We start from the raw sequence: 17,887 nt of genomic DNA, 5'->3' as shown, positions 1-17,887 counted from the left end.
GGGTTGTCGTACGCCGCACATCGGGCGGGCGCAGGTTGGCGGTATTTGTAAGCAAATGCAAAGGATGGATATTACTGGATGTCTCTAGACATCAATGATGACCAGCGTGCCTTCGCTACCAGGCAGCACTGCATGAGCAGTACCCGCTTCGACAAGGTACATCTGGCCGGCACCCACTCGGATCTCCTTGTCGGCGATGCTCAAGCGCAGCAGGCCGCTGACTACCAGCAGCCCTTCGTTGTAACCATGGGTTTCTTCTTCATACGCCTGCTCATCCATGCGTAACACCTTGATCCGCGCCGAGCCGACCTGACCCAGGCCGGTGGATTTCCAGCTCTGGGGTAATTGCTCTGCAATGGCGGCGAAGTCGAATAACGGCATGAGAATCTCCTTGTTTTCAACGATGCCGTCGGTGATCCGGTTCAACGGGCAAATGATTACTTTCAGAAAGCGTCCATCAACAAGAACCTGCACGGCTCGGCCTGGTAGGCGTTGATCTGCGGCACCAACCGCGTGAAATGCTCGGTCTGGCAGTGCGCATCCAGCGCCGCCTGATCGGGCCACTGTTCGATAAAAATAAAGTGTCCCAGGTCTTTCTGGTCAACGAACAGATCGTAGGCGATGCACAGCGGTTCCTGACGGGTTTTCTCCACCAGTTCGGCGTACCACGGCCGCACGGTCTCCAAGTGTTCAGGCCGGATGAAATCTTCGGCGATGACTTTCAACATGGCGGGCGTCCTCAGGCAGCGGCTACTTCATGGGGCTCAAAACTATCCGCCCGCGCCATCTGCCACATACGCGAATAGAACTCGCCGTTCACTTCACCTGTGAGCAATTCGCCGGGCTTCAAGAACACATGCAGCTGCGAGAACAGCTTGATCTCGGTCGCCGACATGCGTCGCACCAAGTGTTTGGCCGACAACTGCGAGGGATGATCCAGGCCGGCAGCGGCGAGCATTTCCGCCAAGGCGTGCAGGGTGTTGCGGTGGAAGTTGAACACGCGCTGGGCTTTGTCCGGCACCACCAGTGCGCGTTGGCGCAGTGGGTCTTGAGTAGCGACGCCAGTCGGGCATTTGTTGGTGTGGCACGACTGCGACTGAATGCAGCCGATGGCGAACATAAAGCCGCGCGCCGAGTTGGCCCAGTCGGCGCCGATGGCCAGGACGCTGGCGATATCGAAGGCGCTGACGATCTTGCCGCTGGCACCCAGCTTGATCTTGTCGCGCAGGTTCAGGCCCACCAGGGTGTTGTGCACAAACAGCAGGCCCTCACGCAATGGCACGCCGATATGGTCGGTGAACTCCACCGGAGCTGCGCCGGTGCCGCCTTCCTTGCCATCGACCACGATAAAGTCCGGGAGGATGCCGGTTTCGAGCATGGCCTTGGCGATGCCCATGAATTCCCAGGGGTGGCCCAGGCAAAACTTGAAGCCTACGGGCTTACCGCCGGACAGTTCACGCAACTGGGCAATGAACTGCATCAGCTCGATCGGCGTGGAAAACGCACTGTGCCGCGACGGCGAGATGCAGTCTTCGCCCATCATGATGCCGCGGGTTTCGGCGATTTCCTGGGTGACCTTGTGCTTGGGCAGAATCCCGCCATGGCCGGGCTTGGCGCCCTGGCTCATCTTGATTTCAATCATGCGCACTTGCGGGTTCTGCGCCTGCGCGGCGAAGCGTTCCGGGTCAAAACGGCCGTCGCTGGTGCGGCAGCCGAAGTAGCCGCTGCCCAGTTCCCAGGTCAGGTCGCCGCCATTTTCACGATGGTAGGGGCTGATGCTGCCTTCGCCGGTGTCATGGGCAAAATTGCCGAGCTTGGCGCCCTGGTTGAGGGCGCGGATCGCGTTGGCACTCAACGAGCCAAAGCTCATCGCCGAGATATTGAACACCGACGCCGAGTACGGCTGCGTGCACTGTGGGCCGCCGACCATCACGCGAAAGGCACTGGGGTCACTCAACGGTGCCGGGCGCATGGAGTGGCCGATAAATTCGAAGCCCGACTGGTACACGTCAATCAAGGTGCCGAAGGGTTTGTCTGCCGTTTCATTCTTGGCGCGCGAGTACACCAGTGAACGCTGGGCCCGGGAGAAGGGCAACGCGTCGCTGTCGGACTCCAGCAGGTACTGGCGGATTTCCGGGCGGATACCTTCCACCAGGTAACGGATATTGCCCAGGATCGGATAGTTGCGGCGCACCGCGTGGGGGCTTTGCAGCAGGTCGAAAATACCAATCAGGCTGAGGATGCCGGTGACCAGTGTGAAGGGCCACAGCCATTCATGTTGGATAAAGGGGAGGCTGGCGAGGGTGAAAATGACGCACACGGCAAAGAAGGCGTAACGGCTTAACAAAGACAGGCTCATACGGTTTTCCTTGGTTTCAACTCTGAAGGTCGATTACCCATTCTGCGCCTGTCGATAAAGCACGGACAAGGATTGATCTTCCGGTCGCGTATTTGTGCGTGCGAATCTTTGTACAGTAAAAAATATCTATCAACGTCATAGAGGAATCAATGACTGCAGCGTTACCACTCTTTAGGCACCTTCGGCATCTGGGTGTGACCAGATCGCGCTGGTAGGCCAAGGACGCATTTTTCGAGACGGAGTTTATAACGACTAGAACAAGTGATTTTTGTATGACTATATTGAGCGATGTTGGTGATAGTGGACGTATCTTTAACGCTTCAGATTACTTAGCCGATGATCATGAGGAAAAGGTTGCTGCGCATATCGCCCAAGCGCACAAACGGATGGAAGGTATCGAGAAGCCCGAGCAGGACGTGCGGCTAAAGCCGGATTTCTCCACGGGCCGCCCGCCGGGTGATACCCGCTCCGCTGAACAAATCATTGAGGACAACCCGATCCTCAAGAACCTTGGTGATGAGAAAGATATCAATCGTTCATTGGCTTATAAACGTCTGGGTGATTGGACCATTAATAACCCGGACCCGGACGCACGAGCCGACGCAGCATTCAACGCAGCGAGGGTACTCAACTATATCGATACGTCGTTATCGGCGACGGGCAAAGACCGTGGCAAATCCCATGACAATGGCGTGCTTGAAGGCATTACCAGCAGCGGCGATGCCAGGCGTGGTACGCCGGCAGGCATGTGGAAGGACTTTACTGAGCAGGGTTATACCGCCCTGCGAGACGATCATCGCCTCGATCCCACCAACGACAGCTATGTCAGGGAGGACGGTACGATCAAAAACGATTTCCAGTGGTTCGCTGGTAAGGTCGGAGAATATACTTGGATGTTTCCCGGGCTCAGCAATATGGCCAATGGGATCAGCAATTCGGAACCGGGGATAGGCGGGGCCATCGAGGGAGCCAAGGCCGGTTTTGACAAAACCCGGGCTGATGGTTTGGATAAGGCCCTTGCCAGTGCTACGAGTGGCGACTACAAGGGTATCGCCGAAGCCTATGCCGATACGGTGCGCAATAACGAGTCCACGCCGGAGGTGGTCAAGTCAGCATTGGATGCTGTGCGCAGTTAAGGCCGTTGGGTTAAAGCGGCTGGGGCTCCTATGAGGTGGGCTTGATTCACCGCGTTTTCCGGGCAAACCCGGCGAGCGGGCGTTTCGTGGGTCACAGCTTCTGGGAGCCCCCATAGACCTTTGCGCTTTACCAATATCGCAATTGGTTCTCGTTTGGAAGCGATTTTGTGTGTTACTGTATAACACTAAATACATCCAGACTCCCCGGAGGCCTTATGAAAGCTGGTATCCATCCCGACTATCGCACCGTGCTGTTTCACGACACTGCCGCCGACGTTTTCTTCCTGATCGGCTCCACCGCCGACAGTGATCGCACCTACAAGCACACCGATGGCAATACCTATCCCTACATTCCATTGGACGTGTCCAGCGCATCGCACCCGATCTACACCGGCCAGCAGCGCAAGACCCAGGCCGAAGGCCGCATCGCCGGGTTCAACAAGCGTTTCGCGTCGTTTGGCTCAAGCCCGAAAAAAGCCGAGCAATGAGTATGAGCCGGCGGCGTGCCCTACGCCGCCGTCTGCCGAATCGGCAGGACCACCCGAAATGTGGTGCCCTTGCCCGGTTCGCTGCTGACTGATATGTCGCCGTGGTGTTTCTTGACGATGCCGTAGGACAGTGACAATCCCAGCCCCGTACCTTCACCCACCGGCTTGGTGGTAAAAAACGGGTCGAAGATCTTCTGCATGGTCTGCGGGGCAATCCCGCAACCGTTGTCGGCCACTTCCAGCCAGATGTTCTCGCCTTCCACGCCATTGCTGATGGTGATGGTGCCGCGCTCTGGGCCCATGGCTTGGGCTGCGTTGATCACCAGGTTCATCACTACCTGGTTGAGCTGCGAGGCCAGGCATTCGATGTCTGGCAAGGGCGCATAGTGCTTGATCACGTCTGCCTTGTACTTGAGTTCGCTGGCGACAATATTCAATGTTGAATCGATGCCGTGCTGCAAGTTGGCGAACTGCCAGGTCTGGTCGTTATCCACTCGTGAGAAATTCTTCAGGTCCTTGACGATCTGTACCACGCGGCCAATGCCCTCCTTGGATTCGCGTATCAGGATCGGAATGTCCTCCCTGAGAAAGTCCAACTCCAGCGTCGTGCGCAGTGCCTGGAGTTGATCGCGTTGGTCCTGCGCCGTAATGAACGCTTCGCTGTGCTGGTAGGCCTCGAGCATCTGCTGCAGTCGATTGAAGTAACTGTCGAGGGTACTGAGGTTGGAGGAAATGAAGCCTACCGGGTTGTTGATCTCATGGGCGACTCCGGCTGCGAGTTGCCCCAGTGAGGCGAGTTTCTCCGATTGCACCAGTTGGCTTTCCAACAGCTTGCGCTCGTCGATTTCCAGTTGCAGCGCCTGGGTGCGCTGTGCCACCAGTTGCTCCAGCTTCTCGGTTTGCAGGGAGGCGCGGCGGGCCATGTCCCATTTGTTGGCCAGGGTGTTGGCCATTTGCTGGACTTCAATGTTGTCGAAGGGTTTTTTCAGGATCAGCAAGCGCTCGTGGGCATGCAGGCGAAACAGCAGGTCTTCCCAGGAGTAATCGGAGTACGCGGTACACACCACCACTTGCAGGTCGGGGGCAACTTTCCACAATTCTTCGATCGTGCGGGCACCGTCCCAGCCCTGAGGCATGCGCATGTCGACAAAGGCCAAGGCATAGGGGCGTTTTTCGGCCATGGCCGTGGTCAGCAAGCCCAGGCCTTCTTCGCCGCCATAGGCCGAGTGCAGCTCGAACGCCTGGGCCTGGGGTTTGGCGGTTTCACCAAACAGGGCTGATTCCATCGCGTCCAACGCCTGGTTGGATTCCATCGCAGGCATCAGGATCTTGCGAAAATCATCATGAATGGATGGCGTGTCATCAATCAGCAGGACGCGCCGGTTGGGCGGTTGGTTCATGGGGTTGTTCCGGCGTGGGTGAGAGGGATGGTCAAGGTAAACACAGCACCACGGCCCGGCCCGTCGCTGTGGGCGCTGAGCTGGCCATTCATTTCCACTGCCGCCAGGGCGCAGCTGTGCAGGCCGAAGCCATGGCCTTCCTTGCGCGTGGTAAAGCCGTGGGTGAAGATCCGGATCATGTTTTCGGGCGGTATCCCTTCGCCGTCATCCTTCACGCTGATCTTCAAGGTGTCATCAGCCCCCGGCAGCACCGTCAGGGTCATCTGGCGTGGCCGGTCGCTGAGGCCGGTCATGGCGTACTTGGCGTTGCTGATCAGGTTGACCATGATCAGCAGCAGCCGGTGCTTGTCGCCGAGAATCTGCGGCACCTGCGCGTACTCCTTGACCACGGTGACGTGATGACGGCTCAGGGCGCCGGCGTTCATGCGCAGGGCGTCGTCCATCAGGGCGCCGATGTCGACGGGTTCGAGCAGTGATGAGGCCCCGGCGTAGGACTGTTGGGTCGAGACGATGTCCTTGATGTGGTCGACGCTCTTGCTCAATTGCGTCAGCTCATCGGCCATGCCTTGCTGTTCAAGCGCAATCGCGTCCACCAGTTGGTTCAAGTAGCCCGGCAGCAATTTGCCTTTGGCATCCTCGGTAAGGAAGGTACCCAGGTCGCCGGGGTGCTCGTTGAGCAATTGCATGGCCTTGCCCAGGCCCTTTGCCTTGCTATTGCGCAATGTGCGCGTGACCAGGTCGGCGGAGATATTCACGCTGTTGAGCACGTTGCCGACATTGTGCAGCACGTTGGTGGCGATCTCGGCCATGCCGGCCTGGCGGGCGCTGTCCATCAGCTCGCTCTGGGCATCCTTGAGCTGTTGGGTGCGGCGTTCCACCCGTTGCTCCAGGGTTTCGTTGGCCGCCTGCAAGGCGCGATTGACCCGGTTGATCTCGGAGAAACTGCGCAACAGCCGCATCGCCAGGTAGAGCAGCAACACCACCAGCAAGGTCGAGAAGATCAACAGGTAGCGATGGTATTGGTGATCGATGAGGTCGGCGGTCTGCTGGTCCTGGTTGAGATGGGTGGTCAGCTCATCCAGGCGCTCGCCCACCGGGACGGCTGCGATCTGCTCAAGCAGGCTGTTGACCAGTGGCTGCTCGCGCAGGATCAGCGAGATGTGATTGCTGAGGATCTCCACCGGCGCCTGGAAGTCGCTGGGCAGGCTCTCTTTGTTGATCGCCAGCTTGCCCAGGCCTACCAGGATATCGGCAGCGCGCTCGTCGCTGGTAACCTGGGCAAACTCCAGGCTGCTGAGCAGCAGGTCGTAGGTGTCGGTGGCCACGCCTTGCAGGCGCAGCCGGCCTTCATCGTCAATTTCATTGAATTGGGCCTGGATATCGTCTTCGGCCGTCGGCAGAAAGGCCAGGGAGTTGCGCAATACCGCGTTGTGGGATTTGAACTGGTCCACCAACCGCGCCTTTTCCTGAATGGCGGCCTGATAGGCCTCCTGGCTGCTACGCCAACGTGGCAGGTCGACAGGGTTATGGAAGGTGTCACGGCTTTGCAGCTCAGCCCATATCCGCGTCATTTCCGCCAGCGGCGTGACCAGGGGATCGTAGTTGTGGGTAATCGCGATGCGGGCCTTGAGCACTTCGCTGTCCCACTGGGCATTGAGTTGCTGGAGCTGGCGGATCAGGTCCCTGGATTGGGTGTAGCTGGCCGTCTGGTCGCGGGAGGACTTCAGGTACAAAAACACCAGCGTCGAGGCCAGCAGCAGGGTTATCAGGCCCAGTAGCAGTTGGCTGGTGCGACGGCGGGACAGCGGCGAGCGCAATTTCATAGTGGCTTGCCCGCCCATTCGCCGGTCAAGGTCTTGAGAAACTGGATAATCAGGTCCTTGTCTTCCTGGCTCGGCGTGCGTCCCAGCTGGTATTTGAACATCACGTCGACGGCCTCTTCCAGGGTCTTGGCCGAGGCGTCGTGGAAGTACGGCGCGGTGACCGCCACATTTCGCAGGCTGGGTACCTTGAACACATGCCGGTCTTCTTCATCCTGGGTCACCAGGTAGCGGCCAAGGTCCGATTCCAGCGGGTTGCCGCGGGCCTTGAAATAGTCGCCCATCACGCCGAACTTCTGGAACATGTTGCCGCCGATATTCACCCCCTGGTGGCAGGCGATGCAGCCGTAGTCCTTGAAGCGCTGGTAGCCGTACTTTTCCTGGATCGTCAGGATCTCGGTATTACCCAGCAGGTACTGGTCAAACCGCGAGTTGGGGGTCAGCAGCGTACGCTCATAGGTGGCCAGGGCGTCTTGCACATTGGCGGCGGTGACGCCGTCGGGGTATGCCTGCTTGAACGCGTTCTGGTAGACGGGCAGGGCGGACAGGTTCTGCACCACGGTTTTCCAGTCACTGCCCATTTCCAGCGGGCTGATCACCACGTGTTCGACCTGCGCTTGCAGGGTATCGACCCGGCCATCCCAGAACTGCTTGAAGTTCAGGCTGGCGTTGAACACGGTGGGCGTATTGAGGGGCACCGGCTTGCCGTCAAAGCCCAGGGAGAAGGCTTTGTCATCGGCACCATTGGTTTGCAGATGGTGGCAGCTGGCGCAGGACAGCGTGTTGTTGACCGACAGCCGTGGTTCATTGAACAGCTGGTGGCCCAGTTCGACCTTTGCCGGGTCAAGTGTCGCAATGGCCGGCAGGGGCTTGAGCGCTTCGTCCAACGGTGCGGCCATCAAGGGCACCGCCAGGCCCGACCCCAGCAGCCATATCAGGCCGAGGCGGTAAATCGAGACATCGCTCAAGCGAGCACTCCTTGCAAGCAATGGGTTATTGATCGGGCATCAGTGTTGCGCCACCCGCTTGCAGCAACTGGGCGAAATCCTCGGCCGGCAAGGCCTTGCTGAAGAGAAAACCCTGGCCTTCCTCGCACTGCTGGGCTTGCAGGAATTTCAACTGTTCAACGGTTTCCACGCCTTCGGCGATGATGTTCAGCTCCAGGCTCTTGCCCATGCCGATGATAGCGCTGATCAGTTGTGCGTCCTGGTTATTTACACTCAGGCCGCGCACGAAGGATTGGTCGATTTTCAGCACGTCGATGGGAAAGCGCCGCAGGTAGCTGAGGCTGGAGTAGCCAGTGCCGAAATCATCCAGGGCCAGGCGCACGCCCATGGCCTTGATCCGGTGCAGCCTCTCTACAGTGGCATCGACGTTCTGCATCAGTACGCTTTCGGTGATCTCCAGTTCCAGCAGGGTAGGTGGCAGGCCGGTGTGTTGGAGGATGCCGGCCAGGTTGTCAACAAAGTCGCGCTGGCGGAAGTCGATGGCCGAGATATTCACCGAGATCGGCAAGGGCGGCAGGCCCATGGCCCGCCAGGCCTGGGCTTGTTCGCAGGCCTGGCGCAACACCCATTGGGTCAGGCGCACGATCAGCCCACTGTCTTCGGCAACCGGAATGAAGTCCGCCGGGCTGATCCAGCCTGCACGCGGCTGGAACCAGCGGGCCAGCGCTTCGGCACCGACGATGCGCCCGGTTTTCAGCGCCAGCTTGGGTTGGTAGTGCAGAGTGAGTTCATCCCGCTCCAGGGCCTGGCGCAGCGCGCTTTCCAGGTGTTGCTGGTGCTGGGCGCGCCGGTTCATGTCTTCGGTATAGAAGCTGAAGTCGTTCGGGCCACGCTCCTTGCTGGTGTGCATGGCAGTTTCCGCATGCTTGATCAACGCCACCGCGTGGGCGCTGTCATTGGGGCAGATACTGATCCCCAGGCTGGCGGTGATGCTCAGGTCATGCCCCGCCACGTGGCGAGTCACGCTGACCGCCTTGAGCACCTTCTGCGCAATATGCTGGGTTTGCTGGGGATGCTGGATGTCGTTGAGCAGGATCACGAACTCATCGGAGCCATAACGAAACACCGAGTCCGAGGCCCGCACCGTCGTCGCCAGGCTTTGGCTGACCTGCTGCAGCAGCTCGTCGCCCACCGGGTAACCCAGGGCGTTGTTGATGCGCTTGAAGCGGTCGAGCCCGAGGAACATCACCGCCAGTTGCGTGTCGTGCCGCCGGCCCAAGGCGATCGCCTGGGTCAGCCGGTCGCCCAGCAAGGTGCTGTTGGGCAAGGCCGTGAGCGCGTCGTATTGCAACAAATGCGAGACCTTGAGCAGCTCTTGCACACGTTCCTCAATGGTGCGTTCCAGGCCGATCACCTTGAGGGCTACATCCTGGGCCAGTTGCCATTTCCAGGTCAGGGCGCTGGCCATCTGGCGGATTTCCAGGGGGTCGAAGGGCTTTTTCAGAATCAGCAACTGGTCGTCGTATTTCAGCCGCGCTTCGATGGCTTCGAAGGAGTAGTCCGAATAGGCGGTGCACAGGGCGATTTGCAGGTTGGGATCGGCCGTCCACAGCTGCTCGATGGTTTGCAGGCCATCCCAGCCAGGCGGCATGCGCATATCGATAAACACCATGGCGTAGGGGGCATTGGCGGCCAGGGCTGTGTTGACCAGCGCCAGTGCTTCCTCGCCCTGGTAGGCGGAGTCAAGCTCGAAGCCGTGGCGCACCGGCGCAGTCGTGCCAAAGAGGGTGGACTCCAGGCTGTCGAGGGTTTGCTCACCCTGTTCATCGGCACACAGGATCTTGCGAAAGTCCTGGTGGATCGAGGCGGTGTCATCCACGATCAGAATGCGGCGGTTGGCCCGCACAGCCTTGGCGTTCATGATGCGCTCGGTAATGGTAAACGGCTTGATAGCATAACGCTTCCTTCCCTGGTCCTCGCTCGAGCGGGGCGCGAACTGACTATGACAGCATAGTCGAGCTCCCTTGATATCGACGGCCAGTTGGCGTCAAATCAACAGCGATTGCTGTATGAGGCCCGTCAGCGACGGAGCACGGCACGATACAACGGCTCAATGTAGCCCAACTTGGTTTTATTAAGGCAGAGTTACCATGGATGAACCACTCGCTACCAAGCCGGCTGTGCTGCTTGTGGACGATGAAGAGTCGATTCTCAACAGCCTGCGCCGCCTGCTGCGTAGCCAGCCCTACGACGTGGTGTTGGCGACCAGCGGCGCCCAGGCCCTCGAGATCATGGCCGGTCGGCCCATTGACCTGGTAATGAGCGATGCACGCATGCCCGGCATGGACGGGGCAACGCTGTTGGCCGAGGTGCATCGTCTGTATCCCACCACCGGTCGTATCCTGCTGACCGGCTACGCTGACCTGACCACCATCATCAAGGCAATCAACGACGGGCAGATCCACCGCTACATCAGCAAACCCTGGAATGACGAGGAGCTGCCGCTGGTGTTGCAGCAGGTCCTCGAGCATCAGCGCCTGCAACGCCTGGCCCACGGGCAGAACGAGCAGCTCAAGGTACTCAACGCTACGCTGGAAAAACGCGTGGTGGCGCGTACTGCTGAATTGCAGCAGACCGCCGACATGCTCGACCTGGCCTACGACGAGCTCAAGCGCAGCTACGTGACCGGCACCGAAGTGTTCTCGTTGCTGGCCAACCTGCGCTTACCCAAGGACAAACAGACCAACCGCGCCTTGATCGAGCTGATCCGCGTGTACTGCGCCAGCCAGGCCATGGACGAAGCCAGTACCCGCGACCTGACCATGGCCGCCGCGTTATACAATATCGGCAAATTGAGCTGGACCGACAGCATGATGATCGCGCCATCGGACAGGCTGCACAGTACCGACCGCGGGCTGTACCGCGAGTACCCGACGCAGAGCGAATCGTTGCTGATGACCCTGGAACCGATGAAGGATGCCGCGCGTATCATTCGTCATCACCAGGAGCGCTGGGACGGCAGCGGCTTTCCCGATCACCTCAAGGGCGAGGCGATCCCCGCCGGTTCGCGCCTGCTGAAACTGGCGGTGGACTTCATCGAGCTGCAAAAAGGCCTGATCCTCGAGCGGCATTTGAACAGCGACGAAGCGCTGCTGTATATCCGCAAGTACGCCGGGCGCCTTTACGACCCGCAACTGGTCGAGGCCTTTGTGCTGGCCTGCGCCACTTTCCTCAGCGACGTGACCCTGGGCGACCCCAACGTCAAGGTCATGGGCACCCGCGAACTGGCCGAAGGCATGGTGCTGGCGCGCAACCTCAATGCCGACAATGGCATGTTGCTGCTTAATGCCGGCAAGGTGCTGAACTTGCCGCTGGTGGACAAACTGATCGCGTTCGAAGCCATGGAGGGCGCCAAGTACAGTGTGTTTATCCGGGTTCCGGAGGAAGCGCCGCCGTTGCCGTAGTGGCTGCGGGGCTACACGCCCCAGGCCACGTGCTTGCTGCCGTGATAGTCAAAGATGCCACGGATGATGTAGACATCCTTGCCGCCTTCCTTGCCGTTTTGTTCTATCGCCACACGCCACAGACCACGCCCCGAGCCGGCCTGTACCTGGGGTAGATCAACATAGGTGTAGTTGTTGATCCGCTTGCGGCTCAGGCGCCCGGCCTGGATATCCTGGGTGATCTGCTCGAGCTTGGTCATGGCGCTATCGGGCAGGAGTCTTTTCTGGGTCTGTGCCAACTCATCCAGCTTCACGATATTGATGTCCGGGTCACGGGCCGGGATGGCTTGCGTGACCGACGGCGTGGCCGGCCTCGGGCGTTGGGTCCTGTGGGTTTGAACGCGCGGTATTTCAAACTCCAGGGGCGTGGAAAATTTCGGCAGTTCCCGTTCGAATTGCGTGACGGTGCGGCTGTCGACCATGGTGACGCCAGCGTCAGCGTCGTGCTTGCCCCGTGACATGGCAATGTAGGGAATGCCGGACTTCTTGAAGTCTTCTGAATAAGAGGTGACCTGAAGCCTGGCGAGTTTTGCCTTGAAGGTATCCTTCATGAAGTCATCCAGGGTTTTCTTCACATCGGGCCGCAATAGAAACTGATGCGCCGCCTGTTCGAGGGGGATGTTGATGTCGGCGGCCAGTTTGAAAATCTGCGCGCGACGTGCCGGTTCGTTGGCGAACTCATTCAGCGCCGCCTGTTGCCAGGTGTAGAGCTCATATTTCTGCGCAAACCGCTCCATCGCATTCTGGTGTTTTTGCGTGATGGCGTAGCCGACGAATTGCGCCTCGGTGTCGGGGTCGATAATGGATATCGAGGTGCGGATCTCCTTGGCGAAATTGTCGTTCTTGCCAATCAGTCGTTTGACCTGCTTGAACAGCTCATCCTTGTCCGCGGCGGACAGCGGTGGCGTCAGGCTGCGGGTCGACTTGTGGATGTGTTCGTACGCGGCCAGGTCGAAGCGCAGGGTCAGCACGGACGTGCGTAGTTTTTGTTGATTGGCTGTGCTCAAGCTGTAGGGTCTGGACAGCCAGCGGCGAAACTCAGCCTCATCCACATTCGCGCCCAGTTGCTGGCGTGCGCGGGTGATGAAGTTGAGTTTTTGCGCGGCGCTGGTTTGTCTGATGACCTCTTCTAACACCCGCATCTCTGCTTCTGTGGCATAGACCTGCATAGCCAGGATCAGGTCCGCATCCACTTGCTGTTCAGGGGTGAGAGGGCGCAAGGCCCCGAGAACCGGGCCGCCGCCCCTGGCGTTGCGTTCGAACCGCGGCTTCCAGCCCTTGGCATCTGCGGGCACGACCATAAAGTCCACGTGGTTCCCCGCCGGGTCGCGTACATAGCGTGCGCCGTCCTCTACATAGGACGGGTACAAGTAATAGCGGCCTGCCTGATCGCGCATCGCAATGCGTTGGTTATTGTGCTTATCAAAAAAATACGGCGCGCTGCCGGTTTGGCGCGACAGCTTGTAGCGGTTGGCCTGGGCAAACCCCGCAACATTGAAAAACGGCCCGATCTGCTCGGGTAACCGATAAGGCGTCACATCCACCCAGGCGGGTTCCAGCGGGCGCACGGAGGTCGCGGCCAGCGTGACGCGGGTTTTCTGGGCAGCGCCGATTTTCTTCGCCAGCCCCGGTACTCGCTGCCCTAGCTGCCTGGCCAGGCCCAGCCCGCGTTGGACACCGCGGCGCAGCAGCGACAGGGTGGCTTTGCCGGGAACCAGGCCAAGCAGGGTATCGGTAGCCTCCACGCCCAACATGAAGGCGTTCACCGCCGACTCACGTGAGACCTCGGCATTGCTGCGTGAGCGGAAGTCGGCGTGGGCCAGTTGAAACCCCAGCTGCGCCGAATACAGGTACGCGTGGATATTCCCGCTGATGGGCGTCAAGGCATACCGGTGCACACCGCGGGTATCGTTGAAGATGCGCTTGATTTCTTCGGCATCCTGGATCGCCATGCGCGGCCTGAAATACGCCTGCCATTCGACCCTGGCCTTGAGCGTGTCGAGCTGCGCCAGGCCCTTGGTGAGTTCACGCACGGGTATGCCATCCGGGGCGTCCGGCGTATACAGCAGGCTGACGCCGTCGGGCTTGGTGCCCTTGCGCTGAATCACCAGCACGCGATTGATCACCTGCCCACCTTGGCCCCTGGCCTGCGCGCCGCCCATGACCAGCAGGTTGACCTCTATCTCGTGATCGCTGACCCGGGGGCGGTTCGTTGAGTTGGGGTATTCGGTAACCGCCTTGATCCAGTCGCGGCCGCTGCCGGGGGTACGGAAAGTAAACAGCGCGTCAGCATCAGGGTTGAGTCGGCTCTCCAGAGCGTCCTTGTTCAGTTGTGCCGCACAGGCTGCCTGCCAGGCAATGGCAAAGGTGCTTCCCGCGCCATCTGATGCGAACGCGTTGCGCAGGTAGTTGGCGTAGCCCTGGCCAATGTCGGCCTCTTGGGCGAGCGCACGCAGATCTTCAGTGCCGAGCTTGCCTCGATGCACGCCGGCGGTGTCGAAGATATTCGCGCTGGCGCTGACCCGAGTGAGTAGGGCGCCTACGGAAAACGACTCGACATTGCGTCGGGCATAGCTGGCCAGTGTGCGCAGGTCGACAAGGATCGAGGTGCGCCAGGTGCCCCATGTCACCTGTTTACCTTGCAGGAACTGCGGGATGTCGATCTTCGGGTCTTCGCTGACGTAGACAATGCCGCTGGCCTCATCACGATAACCGCGCACCTCAGCCGACCTCGACCCCTGTTCGGCGGACACACGCAGATGTACCAGGCTTCTGTACGGGTCGATCTCCACGTCGGCATAAACGGGTTTTTGTTGTTTCAGCACCTTGTCGGTCTGCGCTTCGGCGAAGGTTTGCAGGCTCGAGATGGTTTCCAGCAGCGGCAAAAGCACCAGGTTGCTGTCGAGCAGTGCCTTGTCCAATTGCCGGTAGCGGGCTTGATCCTGCACGCTGGCGGTTTTCAACCAGGCGGGTTCGGCGTCTATCAGGCGTAGGTTGCGTGCAACGAAAGCGACAGCTACATCCAGTTGCGGGGCCAGGTCAATCGCCAGGTCGAGCTCACCGGCCTGGGGCACGACTTCACTGCGCACGGCATGACAGGCCGCATAATATTGGCGCACGCGCAATGAGTGGACGCTGTGGGCAATCACGTCGGCGCTGATTCGCACCGGTTGCGTCGACAGCACCGGCAGGCCGGTCAGGCTGCTGCGTGCGGCTGCGGACAGGCTGGCAACCAGCAGCTTTGCGGCCGGCCCGTCGGCCTGGATTCGCGCCGCGATGGTTTCATTCAAGCGCTGCAGGTTGTCAAATTCCTCGTATTCCTCGCTCGCGCTGTACAACAGCACCTTGCCAGTGGGCGGTGTGTCCTGGGTGGGGCTAAGGATAAATGCCCCGGCGAACTCACTGCCATCGGCCAGCGCCAGGCGGTAGGCCGCGGGTCTGCTGCTGGCGGGTAGCGCCAGTTCCCGCGCCGCGTCACTGGGGTACTTGAGTACTGTTTCCGCCAGTGCCTGTGCGCTGGCCGACAACGTGCCGTCAAGCACGCGCAACGCCAGTTGATGGGCCAGCACCTTGCGGCGCAAGTCGACCAGTTGTGCTTGCGGGTTGGCCTGGGGCGGCTGGTCGCTGGTCCAGAATGTATTCAGGCTCAAGGTAATGGCGACTTCCAGCCGGCTGGGCAGGGTGATAATTCCGGCTGTGGAGGCCAGGCGTTTGTCGGCGTCCAGCGTGTCGCGTTCGCGGTAGAAAGCGCCGCTTTGCGCGCTCAGGTAGGCTTCTGCGCCAGGCTCACGCAACCTCTTGAGCAACATGCCCAGGGGCTCGCAGGACAGCAGTTGTTTTTGTCCGTCCTGATCTTCGCGGTAGCGACTGTAAAAGATCTGGTTAGCATCGATGGGCCGATGCAGTTCGGGGAACATCTCGGCCAAATGTTGCTGGTACACACCGCCCGCACTCGGTTGTTGCTGTAGCAGTTGCTGGGTCTGGGTATTGAGCGTGTCGAGGGCTCGGATGAGGTGGGCCGACTGCTCGTCAGTGGACAGCGAAGCCGGCGGCATGACGGGCAGCGTTACTGGCTGTGCGGTCGCGTCGTCGGCCTGAGGTTCGTCAGCAGTGGGTTCCGGGGTTGGGGGCGATGAAATAGGCATGGGCAAACTCGTCAAAAAGGGGCACGGCGCTACATCGATGCGGCGCGCCGAGGGCAATAGGAGTGTGCGAGTCTAGGGTTGCCGATGGTGGGGACGGCGGTGCATGTATGTCGGCAAGGTTGTGTGGGCTGCAAGCCCATGGGATCCTTGGCGACTTTCAGAACCTGGGGGTGCTCCATGTCCAAGACTATCCGCATTGCCGCTGCCATCCTGATCGGCAGCGACGGCCAGACCCTGCTGGTGCGTAAGCGCGGCACCCAAGCCTTCATGCAACCTGGCGGCAAGATCGATGCAGGCGAGCAGCCGGTGCAAGCCCTGGCCCGTGAGCTGCGCGAAGAACTGGACCTGCATATCGACCCAAGTAAAGCCACGTACATCGGCACATTCTCGGGACCGGCCGCCAACGAGCCAGGGTTTGTCGTCGAAGCCCAGATGTTCCAATTACGGATCGACGTGGCAGTGACCCCCGCCGCGGAGATCGAAGAAGTGCGCTGGATCGACCCGGCCGGCGACGGCGGCTTGCAGTTGGCGCCGTTGACCCGTGACCATATCCTGCCGTTTTACCGCGCTTCACTGACCGCGCCGGCCTGAGGCGCGCAATTGGGTCGATGCGGGGGCGGGGCTGCGGGTGGCGAGGATCCAGTTGATGCACCACTGTGTAAATGTGGGAGCTGGCTTGCCTGCGATGAGCATGGGTATCTACACAACTGAGTAGCATCCGACGCTAACCACGATGCGCAGCGAGCCGCTCTTGAACTTGATCTGCTTTTGATCTTAGGCGCCCGTTAAACCACGCTGGCGGATTACGGGCACACCGAGCCTGGGCGAGGTGCCGAGTGGTGGGGGCAAGCACCTGCTTAACGCACCGCGCTGACCCCATCCAACGTGGAAAACGAGGTGTCCTTGGCCGTCAGCAGGAAGTCGCGCATATACGGCGCGTCCAGCATGTCCGCCCGAATCCCGGCATACAGCGTTGCAAACAAGCCTTTCTCGCCCAGGCGCTTGGCCTTCACGTAGCCGCGTGAACTGTATTCATGCAAGGCCCAATGGGGCATACCGCACACGCCGCGACCGCTGGCCACCAGTTGCATCATCATCACCGTGAGTTCCGAGGTGCGCACCTGGGCCGGCTCGACGTCGGCGGGTTCCAGGAAGCGCGTGAAGATATCCAGGCGGTCACGCTCCACCGGGTAGGTGATCAGGGTTTCGGTGAGCAGGTCTTCGGGCACGATGTAGGGTTTGTTTGCCAGCGGGTGTTGGTTGGCCACGGCAAGCATGGCTTCATAGGTGAACAACGGCACGTAGGTGATACCGGCCAGTTCCAATGGATCGGAGGTCACCACCAGGTCCAGGTCGCCGCGGGCCAGGGCCGGCAGTGGCGCGAAGGCGAAACCTGAAGCCAGGTCCAATTCGACTTCCGGCCAGGCATCGCGGAACTGGTCGATGGTCGGCATCAGCCATTGGAAACAACTGTGGCATTCGATGGCCATGTGCAGGCGCCCGGCGGTACCGCCGGCCAAGCGGGCAATATCGCGCTCGGCGCCACGTAGCAGCGGCAGGGTGGCGTCGGCCAGTTGCAGCAGGCGCAAGCCGGCGCTGGTAAAGCGCAGCGGCTTGGTCTTGCGCACGAATAGCGGCATGCCCAGGCGCTCTTCCAGTTCCTTGAATTGGTGGGAGAGTGCCGACTGGGTGAGATGCAAGCGCTCGGCAGCCTCCACCAGGCTGTCGGCTTCGCGCAAGGCGTGCAGGGTCTTGAGGTGGCGGATTTCCAGCACGATGGCCTCCATGAGCAGAATTTGTGATCAATGGTAACCCATTGAGTTCTGCTCATGTTTACCTGGCCCCTGTAATAGAGTGCTATTGGACCGCGCTGAAATGTTTATTGACGAACGGCTTACCGATGTTGCCACGCCAGATTTTCAGGTCGGCGAAGGTTACGCCGCGTCCTTCGGCGGCCATTTGCCAATGCAGGCCCAGGTAACGTTGGCGCGGTATTTTCAAATGCCCCGCGACGAAACTGTCGAGCGCCGAGTCGGCCAGTGTGTAGTGCGAGTGCGCATACCATGCCGGCGTGTCCGGGGCCTGGCGG

Annotated in this window: 14 protein-coding genes; 4 read left to right on the top strand and 10 right to left on the bottom strand. The window is 60.2% G+C overall.

Going from position 1 to position 17,887, the window contains the following annotated elements; all coding sequences use genetic code 11:
• Positions 1-84: 84 nt before the first annotated feature.
• The 3 genes from QZR30_RS02335 to QZR30_RS02325 all read right to left on the bottom strand — a co-directional run bounded on the left by QZR30_RS02335 (position 85) and on the right by QZR30_RS02325 (position 2,359).
• On the bottom strand, positions 85-381 hold the full coding sequence (locus QZR30_RS02335; protein ID WP_046071119.1) for a cupin domain-containing protein: 297 nt from the start codon (positions 379-381) through the stop codon (positions 85-87).
• A gap of 62 nt (positions 382-443) precedes the next feature.
• Positions 444-728 carry a putative quinol monooxygenase gene (locus tag QZR30_RS02330; RefSeq protein ID WP_056845430.1) on the bottom strand — a complete coding sequence of 95 codons (285 nt, stop codon included), beginning with the start codon at positions 726-728 and terminating at the stop codon, positions 444-446.
• A gap of 11 nt (positions 729-739) precedes the next feature.
• Positions 740-2,359: an FMN-binding glutamate synthase family protein gene (locus QZR30_RS02325; RefSeq protein WP_059398002.1), complete on the bottom strand. Its 1,620-nt coding sequence runs from the start codon at positions 2,357-2,359 to the stop codon at positions 740-742.
• Between the two features lie 272 nt (positions 2,360-2,631).
• On the opposite strand from QZR30_RS02325, the gene QZR30_RS02320 reads away from it, so the two are divergent.
• Positions 2,632-3,495 carry a hypothetical protein gene (locus QZR30_RS02320; protein ID WP_233518667.1) on the top strand — a complete coding sequence of 288 codons (864 nt, stop codon included), beginning with the start codon at positions 2,632-2,634 and terminating at the stop codon, positions 3,493-3,495.
• Between the two features lie 215 nt (positions 3,496-3,710).
• Positions 3,711-3,983 (top strand): type B 50S ribosomal protein L31, encoded by a 273-nt coding sequence (locus QZR30_RS02315; protein WP_046071122.1) that lies wholly within the window; start codon positions 3,711-3,713, stop codon positions 3,981-3,983.
• Positions 3,984-4,003: 20 nt separating this feature from the next.
• Here QZR30_RS02315 and QZR30_RS02310 read toward each other — a convergent pair whose 3' ends face one another.
• Genes QZR30_RS02310 through QZR30_RS02295 form a run of 4 tightly spaced genes read right to left on the bottom strand, consistent with a single transcriptional unit; the run spans position 4,004 to position 10,071 of the window.
• Positions 4,004-5,383, bottom strand: coding sequence for an ATP-binding protein (locus tag QZR30_RS02310; protein WP_046071123.1), 1,380 nt, complete (start codon positions 5,381-5,383; stop codon positions 4,004-4,006).
• On the bottom strand, positions 5,380-7,206 hold the full coding sequence (locus QZR30_RS02305; protein WP_233518668.1) for a DAHL domain-containing protein: 1,827 nt from the start codon (positions 7,204-7,206) through the stop codon (positions 5,380-5,382). The genes QZR30_RS02310 and QZR30_RS02305 overlap by 4 nt, the downstream gene beginning before the upstream one ends.
• Positions 7,203-8,171 (bottom strand): cytochrome-c peroxidase, encoded by a 969-nt coding sequence (locus tag QZR30_RS02300; RefSeq protein ID WP_311902909.1) that lies wholly within the window; start codon positions 8,169-8,171, stop codon positions 7,203-7,205. Before QZR30_RS02300 ends, QZR30_RS02305 begins: the two co-directional genes overlap by 4 nt.
• Before the next feature lie 25 nt (positions 8,172-8,196).
• The gene (locus QZR30_RS02295; RefSeq protein ID WP_311902908.1) at positions 8,197-10,071 is read right to left on the bottom strand and encodes a putative bifunctional diguanylate cyclase/phosphodiesterase; all 1,875 of its coding nucleotides are present in this window, start codon (positions 10,069-10,071) and stop codon (positions 8,197-8,199) included.
• A 229-nt stretch (positions 10,072-10,300) separates the two neighbouring features.
• Here QZR30_RS02295 and QZR30_RS02290 point away from each other — a divergent pair, with 229 nt between their 5' ends.
• Entirely contained in the window at positions 10,301-11,614 is a 1,314-nt protein-coding gene (locus QZR30_RS02290; protein WP_046071127.1) for an HD domain-containing phosphohydrolase, read from the top strand.
• A gap of 11 nt (positions 11,615-11,625) precedes the next feature.
• Here QZR30_RS02290 and QZR30_RS02285 read toward each other — a convergent pair whose 3' ends face one another.
• Complete coding sequence (locus QZR30_RS02285) at positions 11,626-15,798, bottom strand: hypothetical protein (protein WP_311902907.1); 4,173 nt, start codon at positions 15,796-15,798, stop codon at positions 11,626-11,628.
• A 177-nt stretch (positions 15,799-15,975) separates the two neighbouring features.
• On the opposite strand from QZR30_RS02285, the gene QZR30_RS02280 reads away from it, so the two are divergent.
• The gene (locus QZR30_RS02280; protein ID WP_046071129.1) at positions 15,976-16,389 is read left to right on the top strand and encodes an NUDIX hydrolase; all 414 of its coding nucleotides are present in this window, start codon (positions 15,976-15,978) and stop codon (positions 16,387-16,389) included.
• Positions 16,390-16,655: 266 nt separating this feature from the next.
• Here the strand turns inward: QZR30_RS02280 and metR are convergent, their stop codons facing one another.
• Positions 16,656-17,573 carry a transcriptional regulator MetR gene (gene metR / locus QZR30_RS02275; RefSeq protein ID WP_043051677.1) on the bottom strand — a complete coding sequence of 306 codons (918 nt, stop codon included), beginning with the start codon at positions 17,571-17,573 and terminating at the stop codon, positions 16,656-16,658.
• 82 nt (positions 17,574-17,655) lie between these two features.
• A complete protein-coding gene (locus QZR30_RS02270; protein WP_160319208.1) occupies positions 17,656-17,799 on the bottom strand; it encodes a hypothetical protein in 144 nt (47 codons plus the stop codon).
• Between the last annotated feature and the right edge of the window lie 88 nt (positions 17,800-17,887).

The sequence above is a fragment of the Pseudomonas sp. rhizo25 genome, assembly GCF_031931935.1.
In the GTDB taxonomy this organism is placed as follows: Bacteria; Pseudomonadota; Gammaproteobacteria; order Pseudomonadales; family Pseudomonadaceae; genus Aquipseudomonas; species Aquipseudomonas synxantha.
Note: the sequence above shows the minus strand (reverse complement) of the source record. Positions and strands in the feature narration are given on the sequence as shown.

Excerpts from the sequence above, each read along its gene's own strand:
- QZR30_RS02335 (WP_046071119.1), bottom strand. The coding sequence starts at position 381 with ATGCCGTTATTCGACTTCGCCGCCATTGCAGAGCAATTACCCCAGAGC.
- QZR30_RS02330 (WP_056845430.1), bottom strand. The coding sequence starts at position 728 with ATGTTGAAAGTCATCGCCGAAGATTTCATCCGGCCTGAACACTTGGAG.
- QZR30_RS02325 (WP_059398002.1), bottom strand. The coding sequence starts at position 2,359 with ATGAGCCTGTCTTTGTTAAGCCGTTACGCCTTCTTTGCCGTGTGCGTC.
- QZR30_RS02320 (WP_233518667.1), top strand. The coding sequence starts at position 2,632 with ATGACTATATTGAGCGATGTTGGTGATAGTGGACGTATCTTTAACGCT.
- QZR30_RS02315 (WP_046071122.1), top strand. The coding sequence starts at position 3,711 with ATGAAAGCTGGTATCCATCCCGACTATCGCACCGTGCTGTTTCACGAC.
- QZR30_RS02310 (WP_046071123.1), bottom strand. The coding sequence starts at position 5,383 with ATGAACCAACCGCCCAACCGGCGCGTCCTGCTGATTGATGACACGCCA.
- QZR30_RS02305 (WP_233518668.1), bottom strand. The coding sequence starts at position 7,206 with ATGAAATTGCGCTCGCCGCTGTCCCGCCGTCGCACCAGCCAACTGCTA.
- QZR30_RS02295 (WP_311902908.1), bottom strand. The coding sequence starts at position 10,071 with ATGAACGCCAAGGCTGTGCGGGCCAACCGCCGCATTCTGATCGTGGAT.
- QZR30_RS02290 (WP_046071127.1), top strand. The coding sequence starts at position 10,301 with ATGGATGAACCACTCGCTACCAAGCCGGCTGTGCTGCTTGTGGACGAT.
- QZR30_RS02285 (WP_311902907.1), bottom strand. The coding sequence starts at position 15,798 with ATGCCTATTTCATCGCCCCCAACCCCGGAACCCACTGCTGACGAACCT.
- QZR30_RS02280 (WP_046071129.1), top strand. The coding sequence starts at position 15,976 with ATGTCCAAGACTATCCGCATTGCCGCTGCCATCCTGATCGGCAGCGAC.